20 protein-coding genes and 1 tRNA gene are annotated in these 23,694 nt (G+C 66.6%); 8 read left to right on the top strand and 13 right to left on the bottom strand.

Annotation, left to right across the window (positions count from 1 at the left end; translation table 11 throughout):
• Window positions 1-8 precede the first annotated feature (8 nt).
• The 4 genes from CH251_RS22450 to CH251_RS22435 form a co-directional block, all read right to left on the bottom strand.
• Entirely contained in the window at window positions 9-1,274 is a 1,266-nt protein-coding gene (locus CH251_RS22450; RefSeq protein WP_094615139.1) for a trans-acting enoyl reductase family protein, read from the bottom strand.
• A 44-nt stretch (window positions 1,275-1,318) separates the two neighbouring features.
• Window positions 1,319-2,815, bottom strand: coding sequence for a glutamate-cysteine ligase family protein (locus CH251_RS22445; protein ID WP_094615138.1), 1,497 nt, complete (start codon window positions 2,813-2,815; stop codon window positions 1,319-1,321).
• 105 nt (window positions 2,816-2,920) lie between these two features.
• Entirely contained in the window at window positions 2,921-4,381 is a 1,461-nt protein-coding gene (locus CH251_RS22440; RefSeq protein WP_094615137.1) for an SDR family NAD(P)-dependent oxidoreductase, read from the bottom strand.
• Window positions 4,382-4,526: 145 nt separating this feature from the next.
• A tRNA-Leu gene (locus CH251_RS22435) sits at window positions 4,527-4,612 on the bottom strand.
• 204 nt (window positions 4,613-4,816) lie between these two features.
• Here CH251_RS22435 and CH251_RS22430 point away from each other — a divergent pair.
• Together CH251_RS22430 and CH251_RS22425 are read left to right on the top strand one after the other, a co-directional pair.
• Window positions 4,817-6,148: a M20/M25/M40 family metallo-hydrolase gene (locus tag CH251_RS22430; RefSeq protein WP_094615320.1), complete on the top strand. Its 1,332-nt coding sequence runs from the start codon at window positions 4,817-4,819 to the stop codon at window positions 6,146-6,148.
• A gap of 16 nt (window positions 6,149-6,164) precedes the next feature.
• Window positions 6,165-6,692: a YbhB/YbcL family Raf kinase inhibitor-like protein gene (locus CH251_RS22425; RefSeq protein WP_032398050.1), complete on the top strand. Its 528-nt coding sequence runs from the start codon at window positions 6,165-6,167 to the stop codon at window positions 6,690-6,692.
• Between the two features lie 46 nt (window positions 6,693-6,738).
• Here CH251_RS22425 and CH251_RS22420 read toward each other — a convergent pair whose 3' ends face one another.
• The 3 genes from CH251_RS22420 to CH251_RS22405 form a co-directional block, all read right to left on the bottom strand.
• Entirely contained in the window at window positions 6,739-7,809 is a 1,071-nt protein-coding gene (locus tag CH251_RS22420) for a quinone-dependent dihydroorotate dehydrogenase (RefSeq protein WP_094615319.1), read from the bottom strand.
• A gap of 95 nt (window positions 7,810-7,904) precedes the next feature.
• A complete protein-coding gene (locus CH251_RS22415; protein WP_032377864.1) occupies window positions 7,905-8,126 on the bottom strand; it encodes a DUF5703 family protein in 222 nt (73 codons plus the stop codon).
• 159 nt (window positions 8,127-8,285) lie between these two features.
• A complete protein-coding gene (locus CH251_RS22405) occupies window positions 8,286-9,311 on the bottom strand; it encodes a YncE family protein (RefSeq protein WP_094615135.1) in 1,026 nt (341 codons plus the stop codon).
• 160 nt (window positions 9,312-9,471) lie between these two features.
• On the opposite strand from CH251_RS22405, the gene CH251_RS22400 reads away from it, so the two are divergent.
• Entirely contained in the window at window positions 9,472-9,837 is a 366-nt protein-coding gene (locus CH251_RS22400) for a hypothetical protein (RefSeq protein WP_094615318.1), read from the top strand.
• Here CH251_RS22400 and CH251_RS22395 read toward each other — a convergent pair.
• From CH251_RS22395 to CH251_RS22380, 4 genes are all read right to left on the bottom strand, one after another.
• Entirely contained in the window at window positions 9,812-10,654 is an 843-nt protein-coding gene (locus CH251_RS22395; protein WP_094615134.1) for a heme ABC transporter ATP-binding protein, read from the bottom strand. The genes CH251_RS22400 and CH251_RS22395 overlap by 26 nt on opposite strands.
• Window positions 10,651-11,718 carry an iron ABC transporter permease gene (locus CH251_RS22390; RefSeq protein ID WP_094615133.1) on the bottom strand — a complete coding sequence of 356 codons (1,068 nt, stop codon included), beginning with the start codon at window positions 11,716-11,718 and terminating at the stop codon, window positions 10,651-10,653. Before CH251_RS22390 ends, CH251_RS22395 begins: the two co-directional genes overlap by 4 nt.
• The gene (locus CH251_RS22385; RefSeq protein ID WP_373454984.1) at window positions 11,715-12,677 is read right to left on the bottom strand and encodes a hemin ABC transporter substrate-binding protein; all 963 of its coding nucleotides are present in this window, start codon (window positions 12,675-12,677) and stop codon (window positions 11,715-11,717) included. Before CH251_RS22385 ends, CH251_RS22390 begins: the two co-directional genes overlap by 4 nt.
• Window positions 12,678-12,756: 79 nt before the next feature.
• A complete protein-coding gene (locus tag CH251_RS22380; RefSeq protein ID WP_094615131.1) occupies window positions 12,757-13,689 on the bottom strand; it encodes an aldo/keto reductase in 933 nt (310 codons plus the stop codon).
• A 211-nt stretch (window positions 13,690-13,900) separates the two neighbouring features.
• Between CH251_RS22380 and CH251_RS22370 the strand changes: the two genes are divergently transcribed.
• The 5 genes from CH251_RS22370 (at window position 13,901) to mshC (ending at window position 18,265) form a co-directional block, all read left to right on the top strand.
• Entirely contained in the window at window positions 13,901-14,731 is an 831-nt protein-coding gene (locus CH251_RS22370; RefSeq protein ID WP_373454983.1) for an undecaprenyl-diphosphate phosphatase, read from the top strand.
• Between the two features lie 25 nt (window positions 14,732-14,756).
• Window positions 14,757-15,464 (top strand): histidine phosphatase family protein, encoded by a 708-nt coding sequence (locus tag CH251_RS22365; protein ID WP_094615128.1) that lies wholly within the window; start codon window positions 14,757-14,759, stop codon window positions 15,462-15,464.
• A gap of 135 nt (window positions 15,465-15,599) precedes the next feature.
• Window positions 15,600-16,190 carry a DUF3090 domain-containing protein gene (locus CH251_RS22360; RefSeq protein WP_037189325.1) on the top strand — a complete coding sequence of 197 codons (591 nt, stop codon included), beginning with the start codon at window positions 15,600-15,602 and terminating at the stop codon, window positions 16,188-16,190.
• A 35-nt stretch (window positions 16,191-16,225) separates the two neighbouring features.
• Window positions 16,226-16,999 (top strand): SCO1664 family protein, encoded by a 774-nt coding sequence (locus tag CH251_RS22355; protein ID WP_179273401.1) that lies wholly within the window; start codon window positions 16,226-16,228, stop codon window positions 16,997-16,999.
• Between the two features lie 24 nt (window positions 17,000-17,023).
• Window positions 17,024-18,265: a cysteine--1-D-myo-inosityl 2-amino-2-deoxy-alpha-D-glucopyranoside ligase gene (mshC, locus tag CH251_RS22350; RefSeq protein ID WP_094615126.1), complete on the top strand. Its 1,242-nt coding sequence runs from the start codon at window positions 17,024-17,026 to the stop codon at window positions 18,263-18,265.
• Between the two features lie 12 nt (window positions 18,266-18,277).
• On the opposite strand, the gene CH251_RS22345 is transcribed toward mshC, so the two are convergent.
• Window positions 18,278-19,516 (bottom strand): DUF2399 domain-containing protein, encoded by a 1,239-nt coding sequence (locus CH251_RS22345; protein ID WP_256979241.1) that lies wholly within the window; start codon window positions 19,514-19,516, stop codon window positions 18,278-18,280.
• The gene (locus tag CH251_RS22340; RefSeq protein WP_094615125.1) at window positions 19,506-23,690 is read right to left on the bottom strand and encodes a TIGR02680 family protein; all 4,185 of its coding nucleotides are present in this window, start codon (window positions 23,688-23,690) and stop codon (window positions 19,506-19,508) included. The genes CH251_RS22345 and CH251_RS22340 overlap by 11 nt, the downstream gene beginning before the upstream one ends.
• Window positions 23,691-23,694: the final 4 nt, after the last annotated feature.

Here is a 23,694-nt window from a genome sequence, read left to right as displayed (position 1 = left end):
GCCGTCGATCAGTTCCTCTTGGCCCAGATCTCCATTCCGGCGGCATTGAGACGGTCCACGAGGACGTCGCCGATCGCAGTGGCGGGAGTAAGCACTCCGCTGGCCTTGGGCAGGGCGTCGCCACCGTGCACGAGCGCGAGTGCCGACTCGGCCAACATGACCGCGGTGGCCTTGTAGCCGGGGTCTCCCGAGGCCTTGACCCGGGCCCGGTAGCGCGCGCCGGAGGTGGTGAGGGTGTACAGGTCGACCGTGAAATGTCCCTTCTCGCGGGCTTTTTCACTGGGGCCGGTGCCCGGCTTGGGCAGAATGCGGTCGAGGACCTTGGCCGGAAGCACAGTCATCGCCGACACGCCGACGAACAGCCCCGCGGACAGAGCACCGGCGAGGACGGGGCTGGCGAACGACGAGCCGACACTCATGACCTCGCTGTAGCGGAACTGCTTTCCGTAGGCCCAGTCGCGAAGTGCGTTGGTGCGCCGGACGACTCGTGTGTTGTACGAGGCCATCACGAACGGTGCTTTCCAACCGCGCAGGCTCGGGTCGATCTTCTTGCCGTCGATCAGTACGGTGTCGAGTTGGCGACCGAGCTGCGGCTCGAGACCGCGATCGGGACTGAGCGAATACGGCCGCGCGGCGATGCGTCGGGCCCGCTTGTCCTTCTTCATCGCCTCGATCTGCCCACGCAGCGAGTCGATGGTGCCGCCGCTGACCCCACCGGACATCGACGTGACCACCAGGGTCGTGTCGGTCAGCTCACCGGCGTCGTCCGCGGTCACGGCCTCGTACAGGGCGTGTACGCCGATGTCGGACGGGATGGAGTCGAAGCCGCACGAGTGGACGATGCGAGCTCCGGTGCGCTGAGCGATCTCGTGGTTGGTGTCGATGCTCTCTCGAGCGAACAGGACCTCGCCCGTGAGGTCGACGTAGTCCGTCCCGGCCTCGGCACACGCGGTCGCCAATTCCAAGCCGTACTTCGCGTACGGTCCGACGGTCGTGATGACGACCTCGGTCGATCGGGCCATGGCCTCGAGTGATGCGACGTCGGTGGCGTCGGCCTCGAGAACGGACCACTGCTGAGCCCTGGAGCCCAGATCCTTCCTCGCAGCCTCCACCCGCGACCGCGAGCGCCCTGCGAGGGCGATCCGGGTGTCGGCCGGTGCGTGCTCGGCAAGGTACTTGGCCGTCAATTTCCCGACGAAGCCGGTGACGCCGTAGACGACGATGTCGTGAGTGCGATCGGGGCCGATGGTCGAGTCGGATGCAGGCGAGTTCATACCAGCGACACTAACGCGGGTCACCCCGGCGAGTCGACGCGCCGTCAGTTCGTCCAGGTGTGCACGGGTTCTCCGGCATTCATGAGCGTGACGTAGTCACCGAGCATTCCGGCGAGTGCGCGATCGCGCTTCTCACCGGCGCGTTCACGGGCCACGACGGCGTTGCGCTGCCACACCGAGCCGGACTGCTTGGCCAGGCACCGCGCTTCGATCACCCCGAGATATCGGTCGCGGACGGTCGCGTCCACGCCGTAGGCGGCCAACCCGGCGTCGGCCAGTGGCAACAGTCGACGCAGCACCAGTTCCTGCGGACTCACCCAGCCCACCTCCGGCCAGTAGAGCATCGAATCGAACCCGCCGCGGGCGGCGGAGTGCACGTTCTCCTCGGCCGCGTCGAACGACATCTGAGACCACAGCGGGCGGTCGGCGTCGGCCAGCGCGCGGACGGTGCCGTAGTAGAACGCCGCGTCGGCGAGAGTGTCGACCACCGACGGTCCCGCCGGGAGAACGCGGTTCTCGAGCCGGATGTGGTGGCCGTCGCCGGACCGATCGTAGATCGGCCGGTTCCAGCGGTAGACGGTTCCGTTGTGCATGCGCAGTTCGGACAGCGACGGTGTCTTGCCCTCGGCCAGCGCTGCCTTGGGGTCCTCCTCGCTGCAGACGGGCAGCAACGCAGGGAAGTAGCGCGAATTCTCCTCGAACAGATCGAAGATCGAGGTGATCCACCGTTCGCCGAACCACACCCGCGGCCGGACTCCCTGATTCTTGAGCTCCTGCGGTCTGGTGTCGGTGGCCTGCTCGAACAACGGAATGCGAGTCTCGTGCCACAGCGCGCGACCGGCGAAGAACGGCGAGTTGGCGGCGAGTGCCACCTGTACGCCCGAAAGAGCCTGCGCGGCATTCCAATACGACGCGAACTCGTCCGGAGCAACTTGCAGGTGCAGCTGAACCGACGTGCAGGCTGCCTCGGGGAGAATCGTGTCGGTCACGATGTCGAGGTCCTCGGCGGCCGCGGCACCGGGCAGCCGGACTCCGCCGATCCTGAGTTCGATGTCTTCGCCGCGCGCGGCGAAGATCTGTTGGTTGAGCAGGTCGTAGCGCGGATTCGCCGAGAGCCACCGGTGCTCGAAGTGCTCCTCGTCCAGAGTCGGGAGCATGCCGATCATGGCGAGACGACTACCCGAGGTGCGGGCGCGTTCGTCCGCTGCATTGAGCGATCTGCGCAGGTCCGTCTCCAACTCGGCGATCGAGGCACCGCGCAGTGGTCGAGGGTCGACGTTGATCTCGATGTTGAACTGGCCGAGCTCGGTCTGATAGTCGGGGTCGGCGATGGCGTCGAGCACCGCCGCGTTGGCCATCGACGGCTCCATGTCGTCGTCGACGAGATTGAGCTCGATCTCCATGCCGATCTGCGGTTCGCCGACGTGGAAGGTCTCGTCGGCGAGCATGATCGCCAGCGCGTCGAGACAGTCCTGGACCTTCTGGCGAAACTCGTGCCGGTCCTGCCGGGTGAACTTACGGCGCTCGACGTCCTCGCCCATGGTGACCGCCTATCGGTGCGTGAAGAAGGGCCGTTCGCTCGCGCGCAACGACTTCGGCCTACGAGTATCGCAGTCGGCGTTCGCCGAGGGGGACGCACGCGAAAATCACCAGGGTGACGGCTGGTAATCCTTGAGGAAGGAGCCGTACAGATCCACTCCGAGTTCTCCTTGCACGATCGGGTCGTACACTCGAGCAGCACCGTCCACCAGGTCGAGTGGAGCATGGAAACCCTCGTCGGCGAGCCGCATCTTGGTGGGGTGTGGTCGTTCGTCGGTGATCCAACCGGTGTCGACGGCGGTCATCAGGATTCCGCTCTCGAGCATCTCCTTCGCGCTGGTGCGCGTGAGCATGTTCAGTGCGGCCTTGGCCATGTTGGTGTGGGGATGACCCGGTCCCTTGTAGGCGCGGCCGAACTGGCCCTCCATGGCCGAGACGTTCACGACGTACTTGCGTCGCGCGTCCGAGGCTTCCATCGCGGTGCGGAGCCGCGAGACCAGGATGAAGGGTGCAACGGAATTACAGAGCTGCACCTCGAGCAGTTCGACCGGGTCCACCTGTTCGACGGTGTGGATCCAGCTGTTGGTCTCGGCGAGATCGGGTACCAGTCCGCCGGCATCGATGGCGAGCCCGCTCTCGATCCTCTCGGCCGTCACGGAACCGGCCACCATGGCCAACGAGGCCACGTCGTCGGCACTGAGTGCAGCGGCCGGCCTGCCGCCGATCGCGGTGGCAGGCAACGAACTCGCGAGCGACGCAGGATGCGCATCGCTGGTCTTGCCGAACGTGATCCGCTGCGGTCCTGCGCCCTCGGTCAGCGCCGCAGGCAGAGGTTCGGCTTCGGCATCGGCCAGAGCACTGTAGGAACCGGGGGAGCGCTTGACGGTCTGTGCGGCGTTGTTGATCAGGATGTCCAGCGGACCCTCGGCCGCGACCGAATCGGCAAGTGCCACAACTTGAGCCGGGTCGCGAAGATCGATACCGACGACGCACAGGCGGTGCAGCCACTGGTCGCTGTCGTCCATCGCGGCGAAGCGCCGTACGGCATCGTTGGGAAAACGAGTGGTGATCGTGGTGTGCGCACCGTCGCGGAGCAGGCGAAGCGCGATGTACATGCCGATCTTGGCCCGACCACCGGTCAGCAACGCCCGCCGGCCGGACAGGTCGGTTCGAGCGTTGCGCTTGCCGCGATTGAGCGTCGCGCACTCCGGGCACAGCTGGTGATAGAACGAGTCGACGTGGGTGTATCGCTGCTTGCAGATGTAGCAGGGACGGGCCTTGATCAGCGTGCCTGCGATGTCTCCCTCGGCACGAGAGGTGAGGGACAGCCCTGCTGTCTCGTCGTCGATCCGGTCAGGCGATCCTGTTGCGGTGGCGGCGACGACGGCACGGTCGGCCGCGTTGACGGCATTGCGCGCGGCGACGCGTCGAGCACGCTTGAGGTCCTTGAACATGGCACCGGACGCGCGCTGCACAGCGATCGAATCGGGATGGTTCTTGTCCAGCTCTGCGGCCTGCTTCAGCACGCGCAGGCACGTCTCGAGATCGGTCGGGTCGATCGCGTTCATCGTCGGTCTCCTAGCATCGGCCCCTTCGAGCCGAACGAAGCGAGTGCAGAACGAAAAAGACCCCGATTCCGAAGAATCAGGGTCCGTTTCGTCTGTCTCAACTCAGATCTGTGAAAATCTCTGTCTGGCTACATCTTTCAGACGGTGTCCGAGGGGGGACTTGAACCCCCACGTCCGTTAATAGGACACTAGCACCTCAAGCTAGCGCGTCTGCCATTCCGCCACTCGGACAAGTGCGACCTCTGCCGCATATTCTTTTGTTGCTTTCACAGCCGGCCGCTGTGTGCTGCGTAAGATTATCCGACGGGTTCCCGATAACCCAAATCCCCACGTCAGTTCGTGCTCGAGGCCGTTTCTCATGGTGCCCGGAGCGGATTCTGGTGGTAGGAACGACGTGTGCCCAACGATGTGAGCAACCCCGGAAACACAACCGATATCGACGCCACCGTTGCCCTCGACGAAGTCGTGGATCTCGTCAGTTCCCTGATCCGTTTCGACACCTCGAACACGGGAGAGCTCGAGACCACGGTCCGCGAGAAGGAATGCGCCGAGTGGGTGGCGAGCAAGCTGGAGGAGGTGGGCTACGAGACGGAGTACGTCGAATCCGGTGCCCCCGGTCGAGGGAACGTGTTCGCGTGGCTGCGCGGAGCGGACTCCTCTCGCGGCGCGCTGTTGGTTCACGGACACCTGGACGTCGTGCCCGCCGAACCCGCCGACTGGAGCGTGCATCCGTTCTCCGGGGCCGTCGAGGACGGGTACGTGTGGGGCCGGGGAGCAGTGGACATGAAGGACATGGTCGGCATGGCCCTCGCGCTGGCCCGCCAGTTCAAGTCCAACGGAACCGTCCCACCCCGCGACATCCTGTTCGCGTTCCTGGCGGACGAGGAGGCGGGCGGCAAGTACGGATCGCACTGGTTGGTCGACAACCGACCGGATCTGTTCGAGGGCGTCACCGAGGCAGTAGGCGAGGTCGGCGGGTTCTCACTGACCGTCGCCCGCCCGGACGGCACCGAGAAGCGGCTCTACATGGTCGAGACGGCGGAGAAGAGCCTGGCGTGGATGCGGCTGACGGCAAAGGCGCGAGCCGGGCACGGATCGTTCCTGCACGACGACAACGCCGTGACTTACCTCGCCGAGGCAGTGGCCAAACTGGGCAATCACACGTTCCCGCTGGTGCTCACCGAATCGGTCTCGCAGTTTCTGCAGGCGGTCTCGGAGGAATCGGGGCTCGATTTCGACCCGACGTCACCGGACATCGACGGCACCCTGCTCAAGCTCGGCAGCATCGCCCGCATCGTCGGAGCGACGCTGCGTGACACCGCGAACCCGACGATGCTCTCGGCCGGCTACAAGGCCAACGTGATTCCGCAGACGGCGACGGCAGTGGTGGACTGCCGAGTGTTGCCGGGGCGGCAGGTTGCCTTCGAGAAGGAGGTCGACGAGTTGATCGGCCCGAACGTCGAACGCGAGTGGATCACGAAACTGGAACCGTACGAGACCACTTTCGACGGTGATCTCGTCGATGCGATGAACGACGCAGTGTTGGCTCACGATCCGAACGGTCGAACCGTTCCCTACATGCTCTCCGGTGGCACCGACGCAAAAGCATTCGCGCGCATCGGTATTCGCTGTTTCGGCTTCGCTCCGCTGAAGTTGCCGCCGGAACTGGATTTCGCGGCGTTGTTTCACGGCATCGACGAACGAGTACCCGTGGAATCGTTGGAGTTCGGTACACAGGTACTCGAACACTTCTTGCTGCACAGCTGATACGAAAGGAACCATCGTGGCGTACAACCCATACGACTCGCTTCCGGACCTACCGTCCTTCGAGTTGACGTCCGAGGACGTCGAGGACGGCAAGACACTGGCCGCTCAGCAGGTCAGTGGGATCATGGGAGCCGGTGGACACGACAACTCCCCGCAGCTGTCCTGGTCCGGATTCCCCGAGGGCACCAAGAGCTTCGCCGTCACCGTCTACGACCCCGACGCGCCGACGGCATCCGGCTTCTGGCACTGGGCAGTGGCGAACATCCCCGTCGAGACGACATCGCTGGTGTCCGGCGCGGGCGACGACGGCGGGACCGGGGTACCCAGCACCGCGGTGACGCTGAAGAACGATGCAGGACTGTTCCGCTACATCGGTGCTGCACCGCCCGCAGGCCACGGCCCGCACCGGTACTTCATCGTGGTTCACGCGGTGGACGTCGAACGGCTCGAAGTGGACGAGACGGCCACCCCGGCCTACCTCGGCTTCAATCTGTTCTCGCACGCCATCGGTCGTGCGGTCCTCACCGGCATCTACGAGGCCTGAGCTCGGTCGTCGGGTGTCGGAAACCCATTTCCCGACACCCGACGCTTCAGGGCTTGTTCGCCGAGCCCACCGCGTCGGCGATCGTGGCGAACCCGTGTTGCTCGAGCCGAGCGGCCAGTCCGCGGTGAATGTTCTTGATCCACAACGGGCCGCCGTAGATGAACCCGGTGTAGCCCTGCACCAGCGACGCCCCCGCGGTGATGCGTTCCCATGCCTGCGCCTCGGTCTCGATTCCGCCGACGGAGACCAGCGTCAGACGCGTACCCACTCGGCGGTAGAGGCGTCGCAGTACCTCGAGCGAGCGGTCGGCCAGCGGAGCACCGGACAGGCCGCCTGCTCCTGCTGCGGTGACCACGTCGGCGGCAGTGCGCAGACCGGTGCGAGAGATCGTGGTGTTGGTGGCCACGATCCCGTCGAGACCGAGTTCGACGGCCAGATCGGCCACGGCGTCGATGTCCTCGTCGGACAGGTCGGGGGCGATCTTGACCAGTACCGGAACCGTCACCACGGACTGCACCGCCACCAGGATCGGCCGCAGCGATTCCACGGCCTGGAGGTCACGCAGGCCAGGGGTGTTGGGGGAGCTGACGTTGACGACCACGAAGTCCGCCAACGGGCCCAGAAGCCGGGCGCTGGCCGTGTAGTCCGCGGCAGCACCGGCCGGCTCGACGATCTTGGTCTTGCCGATGTTGGCACCGATCGGGATACCGGTGCGCCTGGCACGGACACGCTGCGCGGCGTGGTCGGCACCGTGGTTGTTGAAGCCCATGCGGTTGACGATGGCGCGGTCCGCGGGCAACCGGAACAGTCGCGGAGTCGGATTGCCCGGCTGGCTCTGCGCGGTCACTGTGCCGATCTCGGCGAAACCGAATCCGATCGGCCCCCACGCATCGATTCCGTCGGCATTCTTGTCGAAGCCGGCCGCGAGACCGAGCGGGGCCGGGAAGTCGACGCCGAACACCGTCGAGCGCAGCCGGGGATCGTCGACCACGAACATCTTCTGTGCCAGGTAGCGGAGCGGAGGCACGACGGCGACCGCGCGAAGCACACCGAACGCCAGGTGGTGAATCCTCTCCGGTGGCACGAGGAACATAAGGCGCAACAGGACGCGGTACAGACGGTCTCCCACGGTCTTCTCTCCGGTCGATCTGGCTCGGTCGAACTCATGCTGTGATTCGACGATCGTGCGGTCAGAACAGTACTGCGAGACGCTCAGATTCCCGGCTCAGGGATGTGATGCGCGGTCTTCTTGCGTTTGAGCAGCACTCGCCTGCTGCCATCGGTGTAGAGGCGAACCCGCGACAGTTCCCAGCCGCCGAACTCCGCCTGAATCGCCAGACGCATCGAGGCCGTCACACGGGTCACATCCGGCGGCAACCGCAACGGCACGTACTCCCAATCATCGGACGGCGACACTTCCCATCCGACGGGCATCTTCGCGCGGCCAGGTGCCGAACCCTCGTGTGCGTTCACATGCCTCCTCAGTCCCTATCGGTCGTTCCTGCAGGCTCCGCTCCTGCCCTGACGGTCGTTCCTGCAGGCTTCACTCCTGCCCTATCGGTCGTTCCTGCAGGCTCCACTCCTGCTTCGAGCTCAGCGACCCGCAGCGGGGATGCGCTGCAGACCGTCGCCGGTTGCCGATCCCACGTACAGGTCGCCGGTGTCGGCGTCGACGGCAACCGAATTCGGCTGCCGCACAGTGGCCAACCGCCTGGCCTCGACCGGAATTCCGGTGTCGAGTGTGTACCCGACCACCTCGTTGAGAGCGGGCAGCGTCACCCATGCGACACCGGACTGCTCATCGTAGGCGATCGCCCACGGCTGCGACCCGACCGGAAACCGTTGTCGCATCAGCAGATCGTGCGAGGTGAAGACGAGCAACTCGGTCCCGGTCGAATCGGTGACCAGTAGACGGCCGAACTCGTCGCTGGTCATCTCCGCAGCACCTTCGCCTGCGCGCAGGGCCACTCCGAGGGTGCCGTCGTCCAGATCCAGGTCGGTCACCGACGTCTGACGACGATCGAGAACCGAGACCCCGTTCGGTGTGCTGGCCAGAGAATCTGCCGAGGTCACGCTGCCGCCGGAGACCGTGGCGGTGATCTGACCGCTCGCGTCGAGCACGCGGACCGCTCCGGTGCCGTCCCCGACGGCCGTCGTGCCGTCGGGCAGGTCGGCTGCGGACAGGGCGTCGGCGTCGACCGTGAGGTCGGTGCGCTGTCCATCCGCCACGGCGATTCTCGCGACGGCACCGTCCATCGGGACGAGCACGGTCGAGTCGCGTCCGGCGACGAGTTCTGCTCCCGTAGAGCCCAGGTCGACCACCTGGGTCTCGGCCGTGGCTCCGTCGCGGACCAGAGTCACCGTCGTCGATGCGTCGGTGAGCGCCACCAGGGTGCGGGTGACGGGGTCGAAGGTGAGGGCGTCCACGGGCGCGAACGGACCGACGGTTCCGGCGGGGGTGACCGTCGCCTCGGGGGACTCCGCCGGCGGTCGGGGTTCGACGGAGATGTCGTCGGCGTTCTCGTCGTCGCTGGAACACCCGCCGACCGACAGGACCGTGACGACGGCGAGCGCGGACGCGACTGCCCCTCGAATCGAACGAGCCGACGGTGTTCGCATGAGGCCGAACCTACTTCCTCGAGAAGATGCTGCCGGTGTAGGCGCTGCCACATCTGTACCAGCGTGCGGCGATCTCGGCGAAATCGACCGCGCCGGATCTGCTGCCGTCCGGTCGAGTCCGAGGACGCGGTAGCGTGATCGTCCGAGGTGAGTGCACGACATGGGAGTGGACGTGGGAACCGAGGAAACACACTTCGTCATCGAGGAAGTGAACGCGGGAACGCATCCGAACGGCTTCGGGCGCACCGACGACGGCCGGGCGTTCGCGTTTCGGGTGCACAGAAGCACCCTCTACGTGGAGATATACCGCGCCGATGTGCAATCTCCTGTACCGGACCGGTCCGAGGTCGAAGCGGTTGCCGAGCATTCGGTCACCGAGGTAGATCTGACGGACGAGCGCAGCATCGTCGGGGTGGTGCGTGATGCGGTCGCCCACGCGCAGCAGCTGTCCGATGCGTCACAGCGGGACACCACGGCAGTGCGGTCCTTCTTCAACCGGGTCAATTCCGTGCTGGAGGGTTTCTGACACGGTGGGGAACCACCAGCTGTTCGCCCGTGTCGGGATGATCGAACACGTCGACGGGGTGTCGATAGACCCGGGCCAGCCTTTCGGCGGTGAGCACTTCGCGCGGCGGACCGGTTGCGATCAGTTCACCCGAGTCCAGGATCGCGACGCGATCGGCGTACGCCGCCGCGAGGCCGAGATCGTGCAGCACGACGACCACGGCGCGGCCCGCGGCGGCGAGTGAACGCACCACGGCCATCACCGACTCCTGATGTCCCAGGTCGAGTGCTGCGGTGGGCTCGTCCAGCATGATCGTCGCGGTGTCCTGGGCGATGACGCGAGCCAGCGCGACCCGGGCCTGCTCGCCGCCGGAGAGAGATGCGAACGGTCGATGCGAGAACTCCGCTACGTCGCACGCGGCCATGGCTGCGGCGACGCGGTCGTCGTCGGTGCGTGCCGCCGGCGTACCGACCCAGGGGGCTCGGCCCATCCGGACGATCTGGCCGGCCGTGAACGCGAATCCGACGCTGTGTTGCTGGGGCAGCACAGCGCGTCGCCTGGCCACGTCCACCGTGCGGATGCGGGACAGCGGTTCGTCGCCCAGCAGCACCGATCCGGCGCTGGGCTCGGTGTCTCCCGCCAGGACCGACAGCAGCGTCGATTTGCCTGCGCCGTTGGGTCCCACCAGCGCCAGTATCTCGCCGGCCACCACGTCGAGGTGGACGTCGGACAACACCGTCGCGTCTCCACGCCGTGCGGAGACTCCGCAGGCGACGAGGGTGTTCGAACCCGGTTCAGGGATGACCGGGATGTCGCGGCGGGCTGTGCGCCCCATCATGCCCAACCGCCCTGGCGAGCACGGGTACGGCGAAGCAGCCAGAAGAAGAACGGGGCACCCGCCAGCGAGGTCACCATGCCGAGTGGCAGGTCGACGTTCGCGACGAGAGTCCGCGTCACGAGGTCGGCAGCAAGCAGCACGACCGCCCCGGCGAGGGCGCTGGCCGGAATGAGGAGTCGATGCGCGGGGCCGAGCACCATCCGCATGGCGTGCGGAACCACCAGACCCACGAACAGGATGATTCCGGTGAACGCGACCCCGGACGCAACCAGCAGGGCGACGACGACGATCGCGAACTGTCTGAGTCGTTCGACGTTCACTCCCAGATGGCGTGCCACGTTCTCACCGAGCGCAAGCAGGTCGAGTCGGCGGGCGATCGCCAGGGAGGCTCCGATTCCGAGCAGCGCGAGCGGGCCGACCACCGCCACCGACTGCCAGGTTGCGCCCGCGAGCGACCCCAGTTGCCAGAACACGATCTGATCGCGGGCGGCGGGACTGGCGACGAAGGTGAAGAACGCGATGACACCGCCGGCGAAGGCGTTGACTGCAACGCCGGTGAGGATGAGCGTCACCACTTCGGTGCGGCCTGCGTTGCGAGCGAGGAAATACACGGCGACCGTGGTGACGAGCCCGCCGACGAATGCGGCGAAAGCCACGCTCCACACTCCCGCGAAGCTGCCGCCGAGCACGATGACCGAGCTGGCCCCGACGGCAGCGCCCGAGGAGACCCCGACGACACCCGGCTCGGCCAGTGGATTGGCGAACACCCCCTGGAGCAGCGCACCCGCGCAGCCCAGACACGCGCCGACAAAAATTGCCAGCGTCAGCCGTGGGAACCGGACCTGCCACAGCGTCACCTCGCCGCTGGGATGTGAGGGCATCGGGCCGATGTCGAGTCCCACCCGATTCGCGAGGCTGCCCAGCACTTCCAGCGGAGTCGTCGGCACCTGCCCCACGACGGCCGAGATCAATGCCAGGCCCACCAGTGCAACGACCAGGGCTCCGAAGGTGGCAAGAACCCGTCCTCTGCCCGTGGCTGGTTCGGCGCGTGTGCGGTTCGTCATGACGCCGGGTCGTACACGGCCTTCGACAGTGCGCCCAACACCTTTCCCGTGTTCGGGCCGAAACTGAGGATGGTCCCGTCGTCCATGTCAACCACCCGGCGTTCTCGGCCCGCGGGTGTCTGGGCGATACCGGGGATCTGCTCGAGACCCTCGATTCCGCCGATCGATTCCAGGCCCTTGGTCATCATCAGAATGACGTCGGGTTCTGCGGCGATCAGGGCTTCGCTGGTGACCGGCACGAATTGCTCGGTCAGACCCGATTCGACACCGGCGTCCTCGGCTCCGAGAGCCTCGATCAGTGCATCCGCTCCCGAACCGGGCCCGGCGAGCATCTTGATGGCAGGCCCGCGCATGTACAGAAACGCGATCTTCAGCGGTTCGGTGGACTCGGGTGTCTCGTTCGCCGCTGCCGAAATCTCGGCGTTCGTTCGTTCGGCGAGGGCGGCACCGGCATCGGGGACACCGAGGGCGGCCGCCACGGCCTCGATCTGGGTCGCGACGCCGGCGAGAGTGCGGGTGGGATCGAAGAACACGACGGGAATGCCCGCGGCTCGGATCTGATCCTGCACAGCGCGCGGACCGATACTGGTATCGGTCAGGACGACGGTCGGCGACAGCGCCAGAATTCCTTCGGCGCTCAGAGAATGGCCGGTCGGGGTGACATCGGGCACGTTCTCGGCCGCGGGAAATGCGGCAGAGGTGTCACGCCCGACGAGGTTGTCACCGAGTCCGAGCGCGAAGACGGTCTCGGCCAGCGTGCCGTACTGATCGGCAGCGACGATGCGGCTGTTGTCGGTGACCGTGACGGCGACGCCGTCGAATCCGGTCACGGTGACGGGCAGTACCTCGGCCGGATCGTCGGCGATCGGTTCCGGATTCGGATCGTCGACGACAGCGGTGCGGGGGCCGATCGAGTCCGCGGGTCCTGCGCCGGGGGTGTTCGCCGAGCAGGCCACCAGAAGTCCGGCGACGAGGAGCACGGCGGCGAGACGGTTGACGGTCACAACGGAAGGTTAGCCTGTCCGATGTTCGTGGGGGTCAGGCGCTGACGTCGTCCAGGGCCGACGCGATCGCGGACGGCAGCTCGAGTTCCTCGGCCATCAGTGCGCCCATCAACTGAGCCAGATCGCGAGCTCCCACGATCGCGCTGCTCACGCCCGGCCTGTCCCGAGCCCATGCGAGTGCGACGACCAGGGGAGAGGTGGCCAGCCCGTCGGCGGCGGTGACCGCGGCGTCGACGATGCTGACCGCAGCATCGGTCAGGTACGTGAGCACGGACTCCGCGTGCACCTCGTCGGCACCGCGGGAGTCGGCCGGGATTCCGTTGCGGTACTTGCCTGTCAGCACGCCGCCCGCGAGGGGAATCGCGGCGAGGACACCGATGCCGTGGTGGTCTGCGGCGGGAATCAGCTCGTCCTCGATTCCGCGCGCGAGCAGTGAGTACTCCGCCTGAGTGGCCACGATGTGTCCGGTACCGGCTGCACCTGCCGCCGTCGCCAGTTGCCAGCCGAGGTATCCGCGGGCTCCGGTGTAGCGGACCCGTCCGCTGGTCACGGCATAGTCGAGCGTGGCGGCGACCTCGTCGACCGGAGTCATCGGATCCCAGGTCGCCACCTGCCACAGGTCGAGGTAGTCGGTTCCCAGTTCGCGCAGCGTGGCGTCGAGTTGGCCGAGCAGCCCGCGCCTCGAGCAGTCCACGTGATAGCGACCGTAGCGCGAACTCAGCCCCGCTGCGCTGCTGATCACCAATTCGTGCCGGGGGACCACGTCGTCGAGCAATTCGGCGAGCACTCGTTGCGCGCGTCCGTCCCCGTACGCCGGAGACGTGTCGACGAGCGTGCCGCCGGCCTCGGCGAACGCCGACAACTGTGCCGCGGCGTCGTCACCGTCGGTTCCGCTACCCCATCCGAGGGTGCCGAGGCCGAGTCTGGAGACTCGAAGTCCGCTGGTGCCGACCGATCTCTGCTTCATATGTGCCGAATGTCCTTTTACGTGTGATCGTCGGTGTCGAACTGCACTGCCGCCAGTGCACAGTAGTGCGCCGCGCCGCTCGGTGCGCACGTGCCGCGCCGGGTACGGTCGTGCCCGTGAATCGCGAATTCAGGGGGCAGGCCGGCGGCCGCGCATCGACAGTGAACAGTTCATCCACACCGATCTCGGAGGGTGACGCCGCATGATCGACATGACGTGGCTGCAGGCGATCATCCTCGGCGCGGTGCAGGGCCTGACCGAATTCCTGCCGATCTCCTCGTCCGGGCACCTGCGCATCGTGTCCAGCGTGTTCTGGAACGAGGATGCCGGTGCCTCCTTCACCGCGGTGACGCAGCTCGGCACAGAAGCCGCTGTGCTGCTGTTCTTCTGGCGAGACATCGTCAGAATCGTCAAGGCCTGGTTCGTCGGCCTCAAGCAGAAGGACGAACGCGGACTCGACTACCGCATGGGGTGGTACGTGATCATCGCCACCATTCCCATCGGCGTTCTCGGCCTGCTGTTCAAGGACCAGATCCGAACCGGTGCCCGAAACCTGTACCTCATCGCGTTCATGTTGATCGCGTTCGCCGTCGTCATCGCGATCGCGGAGAAGGTGGGTAGGAAGGAGCGTCCGATCGAGAAGTTGACCACTCGCGACGGCATCGTGATGGGTCTGGCGCAGTGTCTCGCCCTGATTCCCGGAGTGTCCCGTTCCGGTGCGACGACCAGCGCAGGCCTGTTCCTCGGGCTCGAACGCGAGGCAGCAGTGCGATTCTCGTTCCTGCTCGCCATCCCGGCGGTCACGGCCTCCGGTCTCTTCTCGCTGCCCGACGCCTTCGAGCCGGTCGGCTCGGGACTGGCGGCGTCGGGTCCGCAGCTGCTGGTGGCCACGATCGTCGCCTTCGGGCTCGGGTATGCCTCGATTGCCTGGCTGCTGAAGTTCGTCGCGAACCACTCGCTGTACTGGTTCGTGGGGTACCGCATCGTGCTGGGTGTCGTGGTGCTCGGTCTCCTGGCAGGCGGGGTCGTATCTGCAACGTAGGGACACCCTCACTAGGCTCGATGCAATGACAGTCATCTTGCTTCGACACGGCCGCTCGACGTCGAATACCGCAGGCACGCTCGCGGGTCGAAGCGCCGGCGTCGAGCTCGACGATCGCGGGCGTGAGCAGGCACAGGCGGTCGCGGATCGTCTCGGTGATCTGCCGGTCGCGGAGATCGTACGCTCGCCGCTGCTGCGGTGCGAGCAGACGGTCGAGCCGTTGGCTGCCAAGCTCGGGCTCGCGCCGGTGGTCGAGGATCGATTGGTGGAGGTCGACTACGGGCAGTGGACCGGCCGGACGATCAAGGAATTGCTGGCCGAGCCACTGTGGAAGGTGGTGCAGCAGCATCCGTCGGCCGCGGTGTTCCCGGAGGGCGAGGGCCTGGCGACGGTGCAGCAACGCGCCGTGCAGGCCGTGCGCGAGCACGACGCGCGGTTGGCCGCGCAGCACGGTCGCGACGTGTTGTGGGTGGCGTGCTCGCACGGTGACGTGATCAAGTCGGTGCTCTCGGACGCGATGGGTGCCCACCTCGATTCCTTTCAGCGCATCGTCGCCGATCCAGCATCGATCAGTGTCGTTCGCTACACCTCGACGCGTCCTTTCGTACTGCGGACCAACGACACCGGGTCCGATCTGAGCGCGTTCGTGCCGAAGGCCGAGGAGCCCACCACTTCGGAATCGGGCAACGCGGACTCTTCCGACGCGGTCGTCGGTGGTGGGGCAGGCAGCTAGAGCGCCGATTCGGCGCTACCGCCCCGATCGGTGGCAGGCTGAAGGGCAAGCAATACCGTCCATGGTCGATCTGTGGCCGATAATGAAAGTTCCGCGAATTGCTTCGCGGAGCTGTTCGAGTCGTTAGGAGGTGCAATGCCGCGCGCCATACACGTTTTTCGCACCCCTGATCGTTTCGTTGCCGGGACCGTTGGGGAACCGGGCGACCGAACGTTCTTCCTCCAGGCGGTGCACGACGCCCGCGTGGTGTCGGTAGCGCTGGAGAAGCAGCAGGTCCAGGTACTCGCCGACAGAATGGGTCTGCTGCTCGAAGAGGTGCACCGTCGCTTCGGAGCCGATGTTCCGGCGGAGGAGACCGATCCGGTCGACACCAGTCCGTTGCTGACTCCGATCGACACCGAGTTCCGCGTGGGAACGATGGGGCTCGGCTGGGATGCCGACGCCAACGCCGTCGTGGTGGAACTTCTCGCCGTCAGCGAGGTCGAGGTGGACGAATCGGTCGTTCTCGACGACACCGACGAGGGTCCCGATGCCGTTCGGGTGTTCCTCACTCCGGTGCAGGCCCGCGAGTTCGCGGTGCGGTCCGAGCGCGTCATCGCAGCGGGCCGCGCGCCGTGCCCGCTGTGCGGACAGCCACTGGCTCCCGAGGGACACGTCTGCATCAGGACCAACGGCTACCGCCGCGGTGCGACGTTCGGACCGGTGACCGAGGTCGACGAGTCTTGACCGTCGAACTGCCGCCGTTCGAGGGCCGCGAAACCATGGAGACCGGCGACCTGACCGTCGTCGGTCGGGTGGTGTCGGCCAGCAACGCCACGCTGGTGTGCGAGGCGGGCGAGGGCGAGACGGCCGTGCGGTGCGTGTACAAACCCGTTCGCGGGGAAGTGCCGCTCTGGGATTTTCCGGACGGCACTCTCGCGGGCCGCGAGGTGGCGTCGTACGAAATCTCCGAGGCCCTCGGTTGGGGAGTCATTCCGCCGACGGTGCTGCGCGACGGGCCGTTCGGTCCGGGCATGGTGCAGAAATGGATCGACACGCCGGAAGAGCGCACGGAGGGACGCGTCGACCTCGTCGACATCTGTCGTCCCGATCTCGTGCCGGCGGGATGGATTCCGGTGCTGCAGGCCTACGACGGCGAGGGCGAGGAGATCGCGCTGATCCACGCCGACGATCCGCGGCTGCAACGGATGGCAGTTCTCGACGTGATCCTCAACAATGCCGACCGCAAGGGCGGGCACGCGCTCGAAGGTCTCGACGGCTACGTGTACGGAGTCGATCACGGCATCTGTCTGCATTCCGAGAACAAGTTGCGGACGGTGCTGTGGGGGTGGGCTGGCCAGGCCGTGGACGACGCATTGATGACCGACGTGGTGCGGTTCGTCGAGACGTTCGACGCGGTCACCGCTCCACGATTGGTCGACAAGATCACCCTGGCCGAAACGGTCGCGGTTCTCGACCGGGCGCAGGAGCTGATCGCCCGTCCCGTCATGCCGGAACCTCGCTCGAGCAGACCCATACCCTGGCCCGCCTTCTGATCGGGCTCGGATAGGCTCGGCTGCATGCATTCTTGGTCGAGCCCGGAGATCCCGACAATCCCAGGACAGGGTCCAGCGCTTCGATTGTTCGACACCGCCGACCGCCAGGTCCGTCCCGTCACCCCCGGTTCGACGGCGCGGATGTACGTCTGCGGAATCACCCCGTACGACGCCACCCACCTGGGGCACGCAGCGACGTACCTGACGTTCGACCTGATCTACCGGCTGTGGTTGGACGCGGGCACGGACGTGCACTACGTGCAGAACGTCACCGATGTCGACGATCCACTGTTCGAGCGCGCCGACCGCGACGGCGAGGACTGGCGCGATCTGGGAGCACGTGAGATCGAACTCTTCCGCGCAGACATGGAAGCGCTCCGGGTGCTCCCTCCGCGCGACTACATCGGCGCCGTCGAGTCCGTCGACGAGGTCGTCGAACTGGTGGAGAAGCTGGTCGCGTCCGGTGCCGCGTACGTCGTCGACGATGCCGAATACCCGGATGTGTACTTCCGTGCCGATGCCACCGAGCAGTTCGGCTACGAGTCCGGTTACGACCGCGCCACGATGGACACGTTCTTCGCCGAACGCGGTGGCGACCCCGATCGCGTCGGTAAGCGGGATCCACTCGATGCGTTGCTCTGGCGCGCAGTGCGGCCGGGCGAGCCGTCGTGGCCGTCGCCGTGGGGTCCTGGCCGGCCCGGGTGGCACATCGAATGCGCGGCCATCGCGCTCAACCGCATCGGTACCGCCTTCGACATTCAGGGCGGCGGAAGCGATCTCATCTTTCCGCACCACGAATTCTCGGCCGCCCACGCCGAGGCCGCGACCGGTGACCCGCGCTTCGCGCGCCACTACGTGCACACCGGGATGATCGGGCTCGACGGCGAGAAGATGTCCAAGAGCCGCGGCAACCTGGTGTTCGTCTCCAAGCTCCGCGCCGAGGACGTCGATCCGGCCGCCGTGCGACTCGGTTTGCTCTCCGGCCACTACCGGCAGGATCGGCCGTGGTCCGACGAGGTTCTCGAACGGGCTCACACCCGGCTCGCACTGTGGCGCCGGGCGGCAGCGCTCGAGAGCGCCGCGTCGGCCGACGATGTGATCAATCGGTTGCGGCAGCATCTGGCCGACGATCTGGACACCCCCAAGGCCCTCGATGCTCTCGACGCGTGGGCGAGTTTCGCGGTCGAACGCGGCGGGTCGGATGCGGGCGCACCCGGTGCCTTCGCCGATGCGGTCGACGCGCTGCTCGGCGTTCCGCTGCGCTGATCGTTCCCCGAACTAGATCGAATCCCCGGTCCGCAGATCGGCCAGCAGATCCGGGATCAGTCGTTCTTCCATGACTGCTCGACCCGAGTCGCGAAGGGCCTCAGCCAGTTCCGGGTCCCATGGACTGGCCGTCGGATGGCCCTTCAGCGGCTCGGAGTTCCGCGCATCGAGCGCATGCCGGTACGAGTCGACGTCCATGCGCCACGGCAAGGCGTCGTATCGGGAGAGCGCTCGGGTCACCATGTGCACTCCGGCCCAGTCGAAGTCGGCTCGCCAGTGGATCGTGGTGCCGGGCGCGCGGGAGGCCAGCAGCCGGTGCACAGCCGCGGAGGGCTGACCGTCGGTGCAGATCAGGCTCGCGCAGTTCGAGCCGATGGTGCGGGCTGCGGCGGCGAGCACGGCCACGTTCTCGCAGACGAACACCGTGGACGAGCTGTTGGTGAGTGGCCCGCGCGAGAGCATGTCCACGGTGACGGGGAAGGGGATGCCCTCGTCTGCTGCGTCGTTGAGCCAACGAGCCACCGTGTGGGTCTCGTCGACGCGATAGCCGAGCACCAGCACCCGGCTGGACACTGCGTCGACCGACACGCCCGCGGTCTCCCACAACGCCCTGATGCCGACCGGATCGACGGGCCGAGGCACGTTCTCGCGCAACGACAACGCGTCGAGGACGAGTTTCGGGGCACCGCCGCCAGAGAGCGCCTTCGTATCACCGCAGGCCAGTTCCGCGAGTTCGGTCAGCGACATTCCGTCCACCGGAAGCAGCGCCAGGACCTGTGTCGCCACCGCGAGCGCGTCGACGGCGACGCGGCCCCCGAGTGTGCCGTCCTGATTGAGCAGCGACGCGATCCAGTGCTCGATCCACTCGCGATCGGTACCACCGCCGAGAACCTCTCTGGCCCGATCGAGTGCATCCGCGCGGACCTGTGCCTTGTCGGCAGCGATCTTCTTCTTGTCCTGCAGCGGGGCCTGCAGAGTGAGGGTGTCGATCAGTCCGAGGCCACCGTTGAGCGGATGGCTCAGCCACGCGTCGAACCGCTCGAGGTCGAGCCTGGTGCTGCGCGCCCGGGAATGCAGACTGGAGTTGGACCGAGAGATGGCGCTGCACAGACGCCACAGCTCCGGGGCGTCGCTCAAGTCGACGGTGATGTTGCCGCCGACGCGAAGCCAGTTGGACTCCAACTTCTTTCGTGCCGCATCGAGCAGTGCAGCCAATTCGACGCTGCCGCGCCATTCGCTGTTACCGGTCAAACTCCAGCCCACCTTCGGTTCGGGTCGGCACCCGGCGGGTCAAAGGTGACCCGAGTGCAGCAGCGAGGTCGGTACCGTCGTGCTCGGCGAACAGTTCGCCGTTCTCCCACACCAGAAGAGCTGCGCTGACGGTGTTCTCGGCTGTCGAATGCGCCAGGTCGTAGTGCGCGCAGCCGGGAACGTCCCTGTAGGTGATCCACAGGTCGTATCCGGTCATGAACAGATCGAGATCGAATTGCACACTCAGCCCGAGCAATTCGCTGCGGCCGTTGTCGTCGACGCCGGCGAATGCCTCGTCCAGCGCCAGTAGTCGAGGTGAATGTGGATCGGCGGACGAGAGCATCACGTGCGCAGCGGCGAACAGGGGCAGGTGCAGCGACACCGACTGCTCACCGCCCGAGAGCGCACTGTGGCGTGCGACGGTGAGACGATCCTCGTTGCCGTCGCCGCTGATGAGAGTGAAGGCGAACACGCGCCAGCGGCGATAGTCCAGTGTCGTGGAGAGGATCTCGGGGTAGGACCGTTCCGGATGCGCCGCCCGAGCGATCCTGATCTCCGACGCGAAGTGGGCTCGCATCGCGGCCAGATCGTCCTGGTTCAAGGCCGAGGCGTCGCGGTCGAGCAGTTTGGACACCGCCCGGGCACCGTCGTCGAGGTTGTCCGCGAGCACCCAGTGCACACCGATCGTGTTGCCCGAGGACATGCGGCGCTGCTTCATCTCGGCGGACATCTGCGCGATCAACTCGCGTGCGTCGACAGTGCGCTCGTGAATCTGCTGCGCCAGGCCGGTCAGCAGTGCATCCTCGAGAATTCGGCGCTCCTGCTCGGTCAGCAGCAACTCCTGATCGGCTCTCGCCGCACCGATTCGGTCGGCGAAATCTCCGACCGACGAGTACCCCTGCTCGTCCTGAACTCGGACCACGGTCAAACCGTCCGGCGCATCCCACTGCAGGCGGTAGTCCTGACCCGATGCGGCGAGCTGCGAGTCGAACTCCTGCAGCGCACTCGTCAGCGCTGTCCGGGTCGACTTTCGGCTCGAGTCACTGACTTTCACCGACGCCGTCGCTGCGTCGAGCGCCGAATGCAGAGCGCGCACGACGGGCGGAAGTACCGGAACCTCGTCGTCGGGACCCTCGGCCTGCTGCACTCGATACAGAATCTGCTCCACGCTCAACCACGCCGAGTCGCTCGCCGGCCAGGTGTACGCCTCGTGGACGCCGAGGATGCCGAGCAGGTCCTTGCGAGCGTAGGGCGCGAGCCGCACGGCGTCGCCCAGGGTTTCGGTGACGGCACCGCGCAGGCTCTCGAGCGCTGTGTTGCACGCCCCCTCGGCCTTGCCGATCGCTTCGCCCGCTTCCTTGTCCGCCTTGCGCGCGGCCCGCTGCTCGGCGCGGCACTTCTCGATGCGTTCGCGCGCGTTCTCGAGATCGGTGTCGATCTGTTCTGCGGTGGCACCGAGCTTCTCGCTCAGGAGCTCGAGGCGTTGGACCTGCTGTCGGTAGTTCTCGTCGGCTATGGCGGCTTCCTCGGCGAGCTCCTCGGCCAGGCCACTCGCTTCTTCGAGTCGGTTGGTTGCTTCGCGGGCGCGTTCTGCTTCGCGCGTGTGATCGCCGCGCTTGCGGATCACCACCGAGCCCTGGTGTTCGAAATGCCGGATCGCCGCGGCGAGGGCATCGATGTCTCGACCGATGTGTGGGGTGTGGTGCGCCACCGCGACGGTGCGTAGCTGCTTCTCCTTCGCGGACAGGTCTGCGATCGCCTGGTCGAACTCGCGGTCGGCCGCAGCAGAAGTCTCCTTCGAGGTACGCAGCGCTCCGGCGGCGGCGGTGACGGTGCGTTGCGCTTTCACGATGGCCGAGACCCGGGGGAGTTGCTTGGCGGCCGCAGCCAGTGCCTGTACCGATTCGCGGGCAGATCGCTCGTCGACCGTCGCGGCCTCCAGTGCGGCTGTTGCGGTGTCGATCGCAGCGCCGAGTTCGGCGATCCGCTGCTCTCGGCGCCGCGCACGGGCCGTCGCGCCGATGTACTCGGCATCGGTCTTGGTGTGTCGGCCCTGCTGCACCCCCTGCCAGTACCGACCGTCGATACCCACCGAGACGGCACTACCCGAGGCAGTGTGTTGATCCTGTTGCAGTGCAATCGATTTCAGCACGTCGAGGATGCGCGATTCGGATACGGCGGTACCGGGCTCGGGTTCGAGGACGGACGCCAACGTGGTCCCGGTCGGCCTCGAGGTTTCCGGCAGCGGCGACAGATACTGCTCCGAGTTCGAGTCGACGGGGAAGTCCGCGGTCGGGTGAATCCAGCCGTCGAGCAGATTCGCTGCCTGCAGTGCGGCTTCGATCCCTGCCGCGTCGGTAGAGGAGACCGAGTCGGCAAACCGAACCAGCTGCCACAGTGGCGCACCCGAGAGTTCGACGCGAGAGTCGGTTCGTGCCGCGAACGGCGGCGGCGCGTCATCGTGTTCGGCGCGCACCAGGGACAGCTCGTCACGCAGCGCGTTCAGCTCGGCCGTGCGGGTCGTCACGTCGACGCGTGCCTGGGCCTGGCGGGCACGAAGTGCGTCGACCGCGTCTGCGGTTTGGTCGGCCAGCACCGATTCCAGGCTCGGGGCATCGTCGTCGCCGATGCCCGCCAACGCGGCGTCGAGGGCCTCGAAGGCTGCGGAGGTGATGCCCGCCGCGGAGTACGACGCCGAATTGGCCGACCACCAGGCCCGCAGACCCGACGCGAACTGCGCCTTCTCCAGATCGACGGTGGCCTCGGCCTCGGTGACCGCCGCCGACGCTGCCTCGAGCATCTCGCGAGCCTTCGAAGCGGCCCTCTCCGCGCGAGCGCGCTCGGTCGATGCCTTCTCGACGGTTCCCAGCGCCTCGCGAACCGCCCGCACGTCGCCGTCGCGCTCCTCGGCATGGCCACGCAGAGCGGTGCTGATCTGATCGCTGCGCGCTGTTCCGGGCAGTGGTGTCCAGACGATTCCCGCGTCCTCGGCTGCAGTCTGCAGTTCTTCCTCGGCGCGGGTCACCCCGGCAACGGAGTCTCGGAGTGCGGAGTCGGCGCGCGCCGACTCGGTGGTGCGCTGTTCCAGTTCGGCGTGCGCCTTGCGTGCGCGGTCGGCTTGCTGGGCGGTCGAGATCTCCAGCTTCGCGGCGGATTCGGCCAAGTCGTCCAGTTGCTGCTTGCCCTCGTAGGCGCTCGAGCGCTGCAGAGTTTCGCGGTCTGCAACGGCCTGATCCAGTGCGCGTTCGGCCTCGTCGAATCGGGTTTCCGCAGCCGCTCGTTCCAGCAGACGCCGGTCCTTCAGGGCGGCGGCGGCGAAGTGCGCCGTGGTCGCGTGAGTCACCGCCTCGAGCCGGCGCGAGACCTGCTCGACGTCCGAACGGGTCTGTACTCGAAGGTATTTGGAGTACACCGAGACGAAGTTCTTGGCGGCGTGATCGGCCTGTGCCAGTCCTTCGAGTGCACGGCCTACTTCTTCCATGTCGCTGAACGAGCGCGCCGCCTCGAGCACCAGCTGCTCGTCCAACGGACGCAGACCGTCGGTCAGCGCCTGCGAGAGCCCCTTGGGGTCGAGGTTCTTGGCCAATTGCGGGCGACGAAGCGTCAGAATGAGATTGATCAGCTGGTCGTAGCGTTGCGCGCCCAGACCGAACATGCGGGCATCGATCGCGGCGCGGTAGTCCACCGGGCGATCGGTCAACGCGTCGGTACCCAGCTGCTCACCGAGCTGCTTCTTCGTCAACGGCCGGTCGTCGGAACCCAACAACGAGAAGTCCACGCCCACTCGACCGTCGGCCACGAAGTACCAGCGGGTCACCTTGTCGTTGTGTCGACTGGCCCGCATTCCGATTCCGACCGTCACCGATTCGGGGTCCTCGCGTGAACCGCGGCCGAACTCCATCCACACGTACGAATGCGCGCTTTCCTGCCCTCGGTAGAGCAGGTTGGACTTCATCGTCCGCTCTTCTCCGGCGAAGGGATTGAGTCGGCGGGGTTCGATGCGTCCGTCCAGGACGAAGGGAAACAGCACTTCCAGTGCCTTGGTCTTGCCGGATCCGTTGGGACCACGCAGCACCAGGCGACCGTCGGCGAAGGAGAACTCCTGATCGCGGTAGTCCCACAGGTTGACGATCCCTGCTCGCGTCGGCCGAAAGCGTGTCGAGTGTGCGGTCATCTAC

The sequence above is a fragment of the Rhodococcus sp. 06-462-5 genome, from assembly GCF_002258315.1.
Lineage (GTDB): Bacteria > Actinomycetota > Actinomycetes > Mycobacteriales > Mycobacteriaceae > Rhodococcoides.
This window is presented reverse-complemented; position numbering and strand designations above follow the sequence as displayed.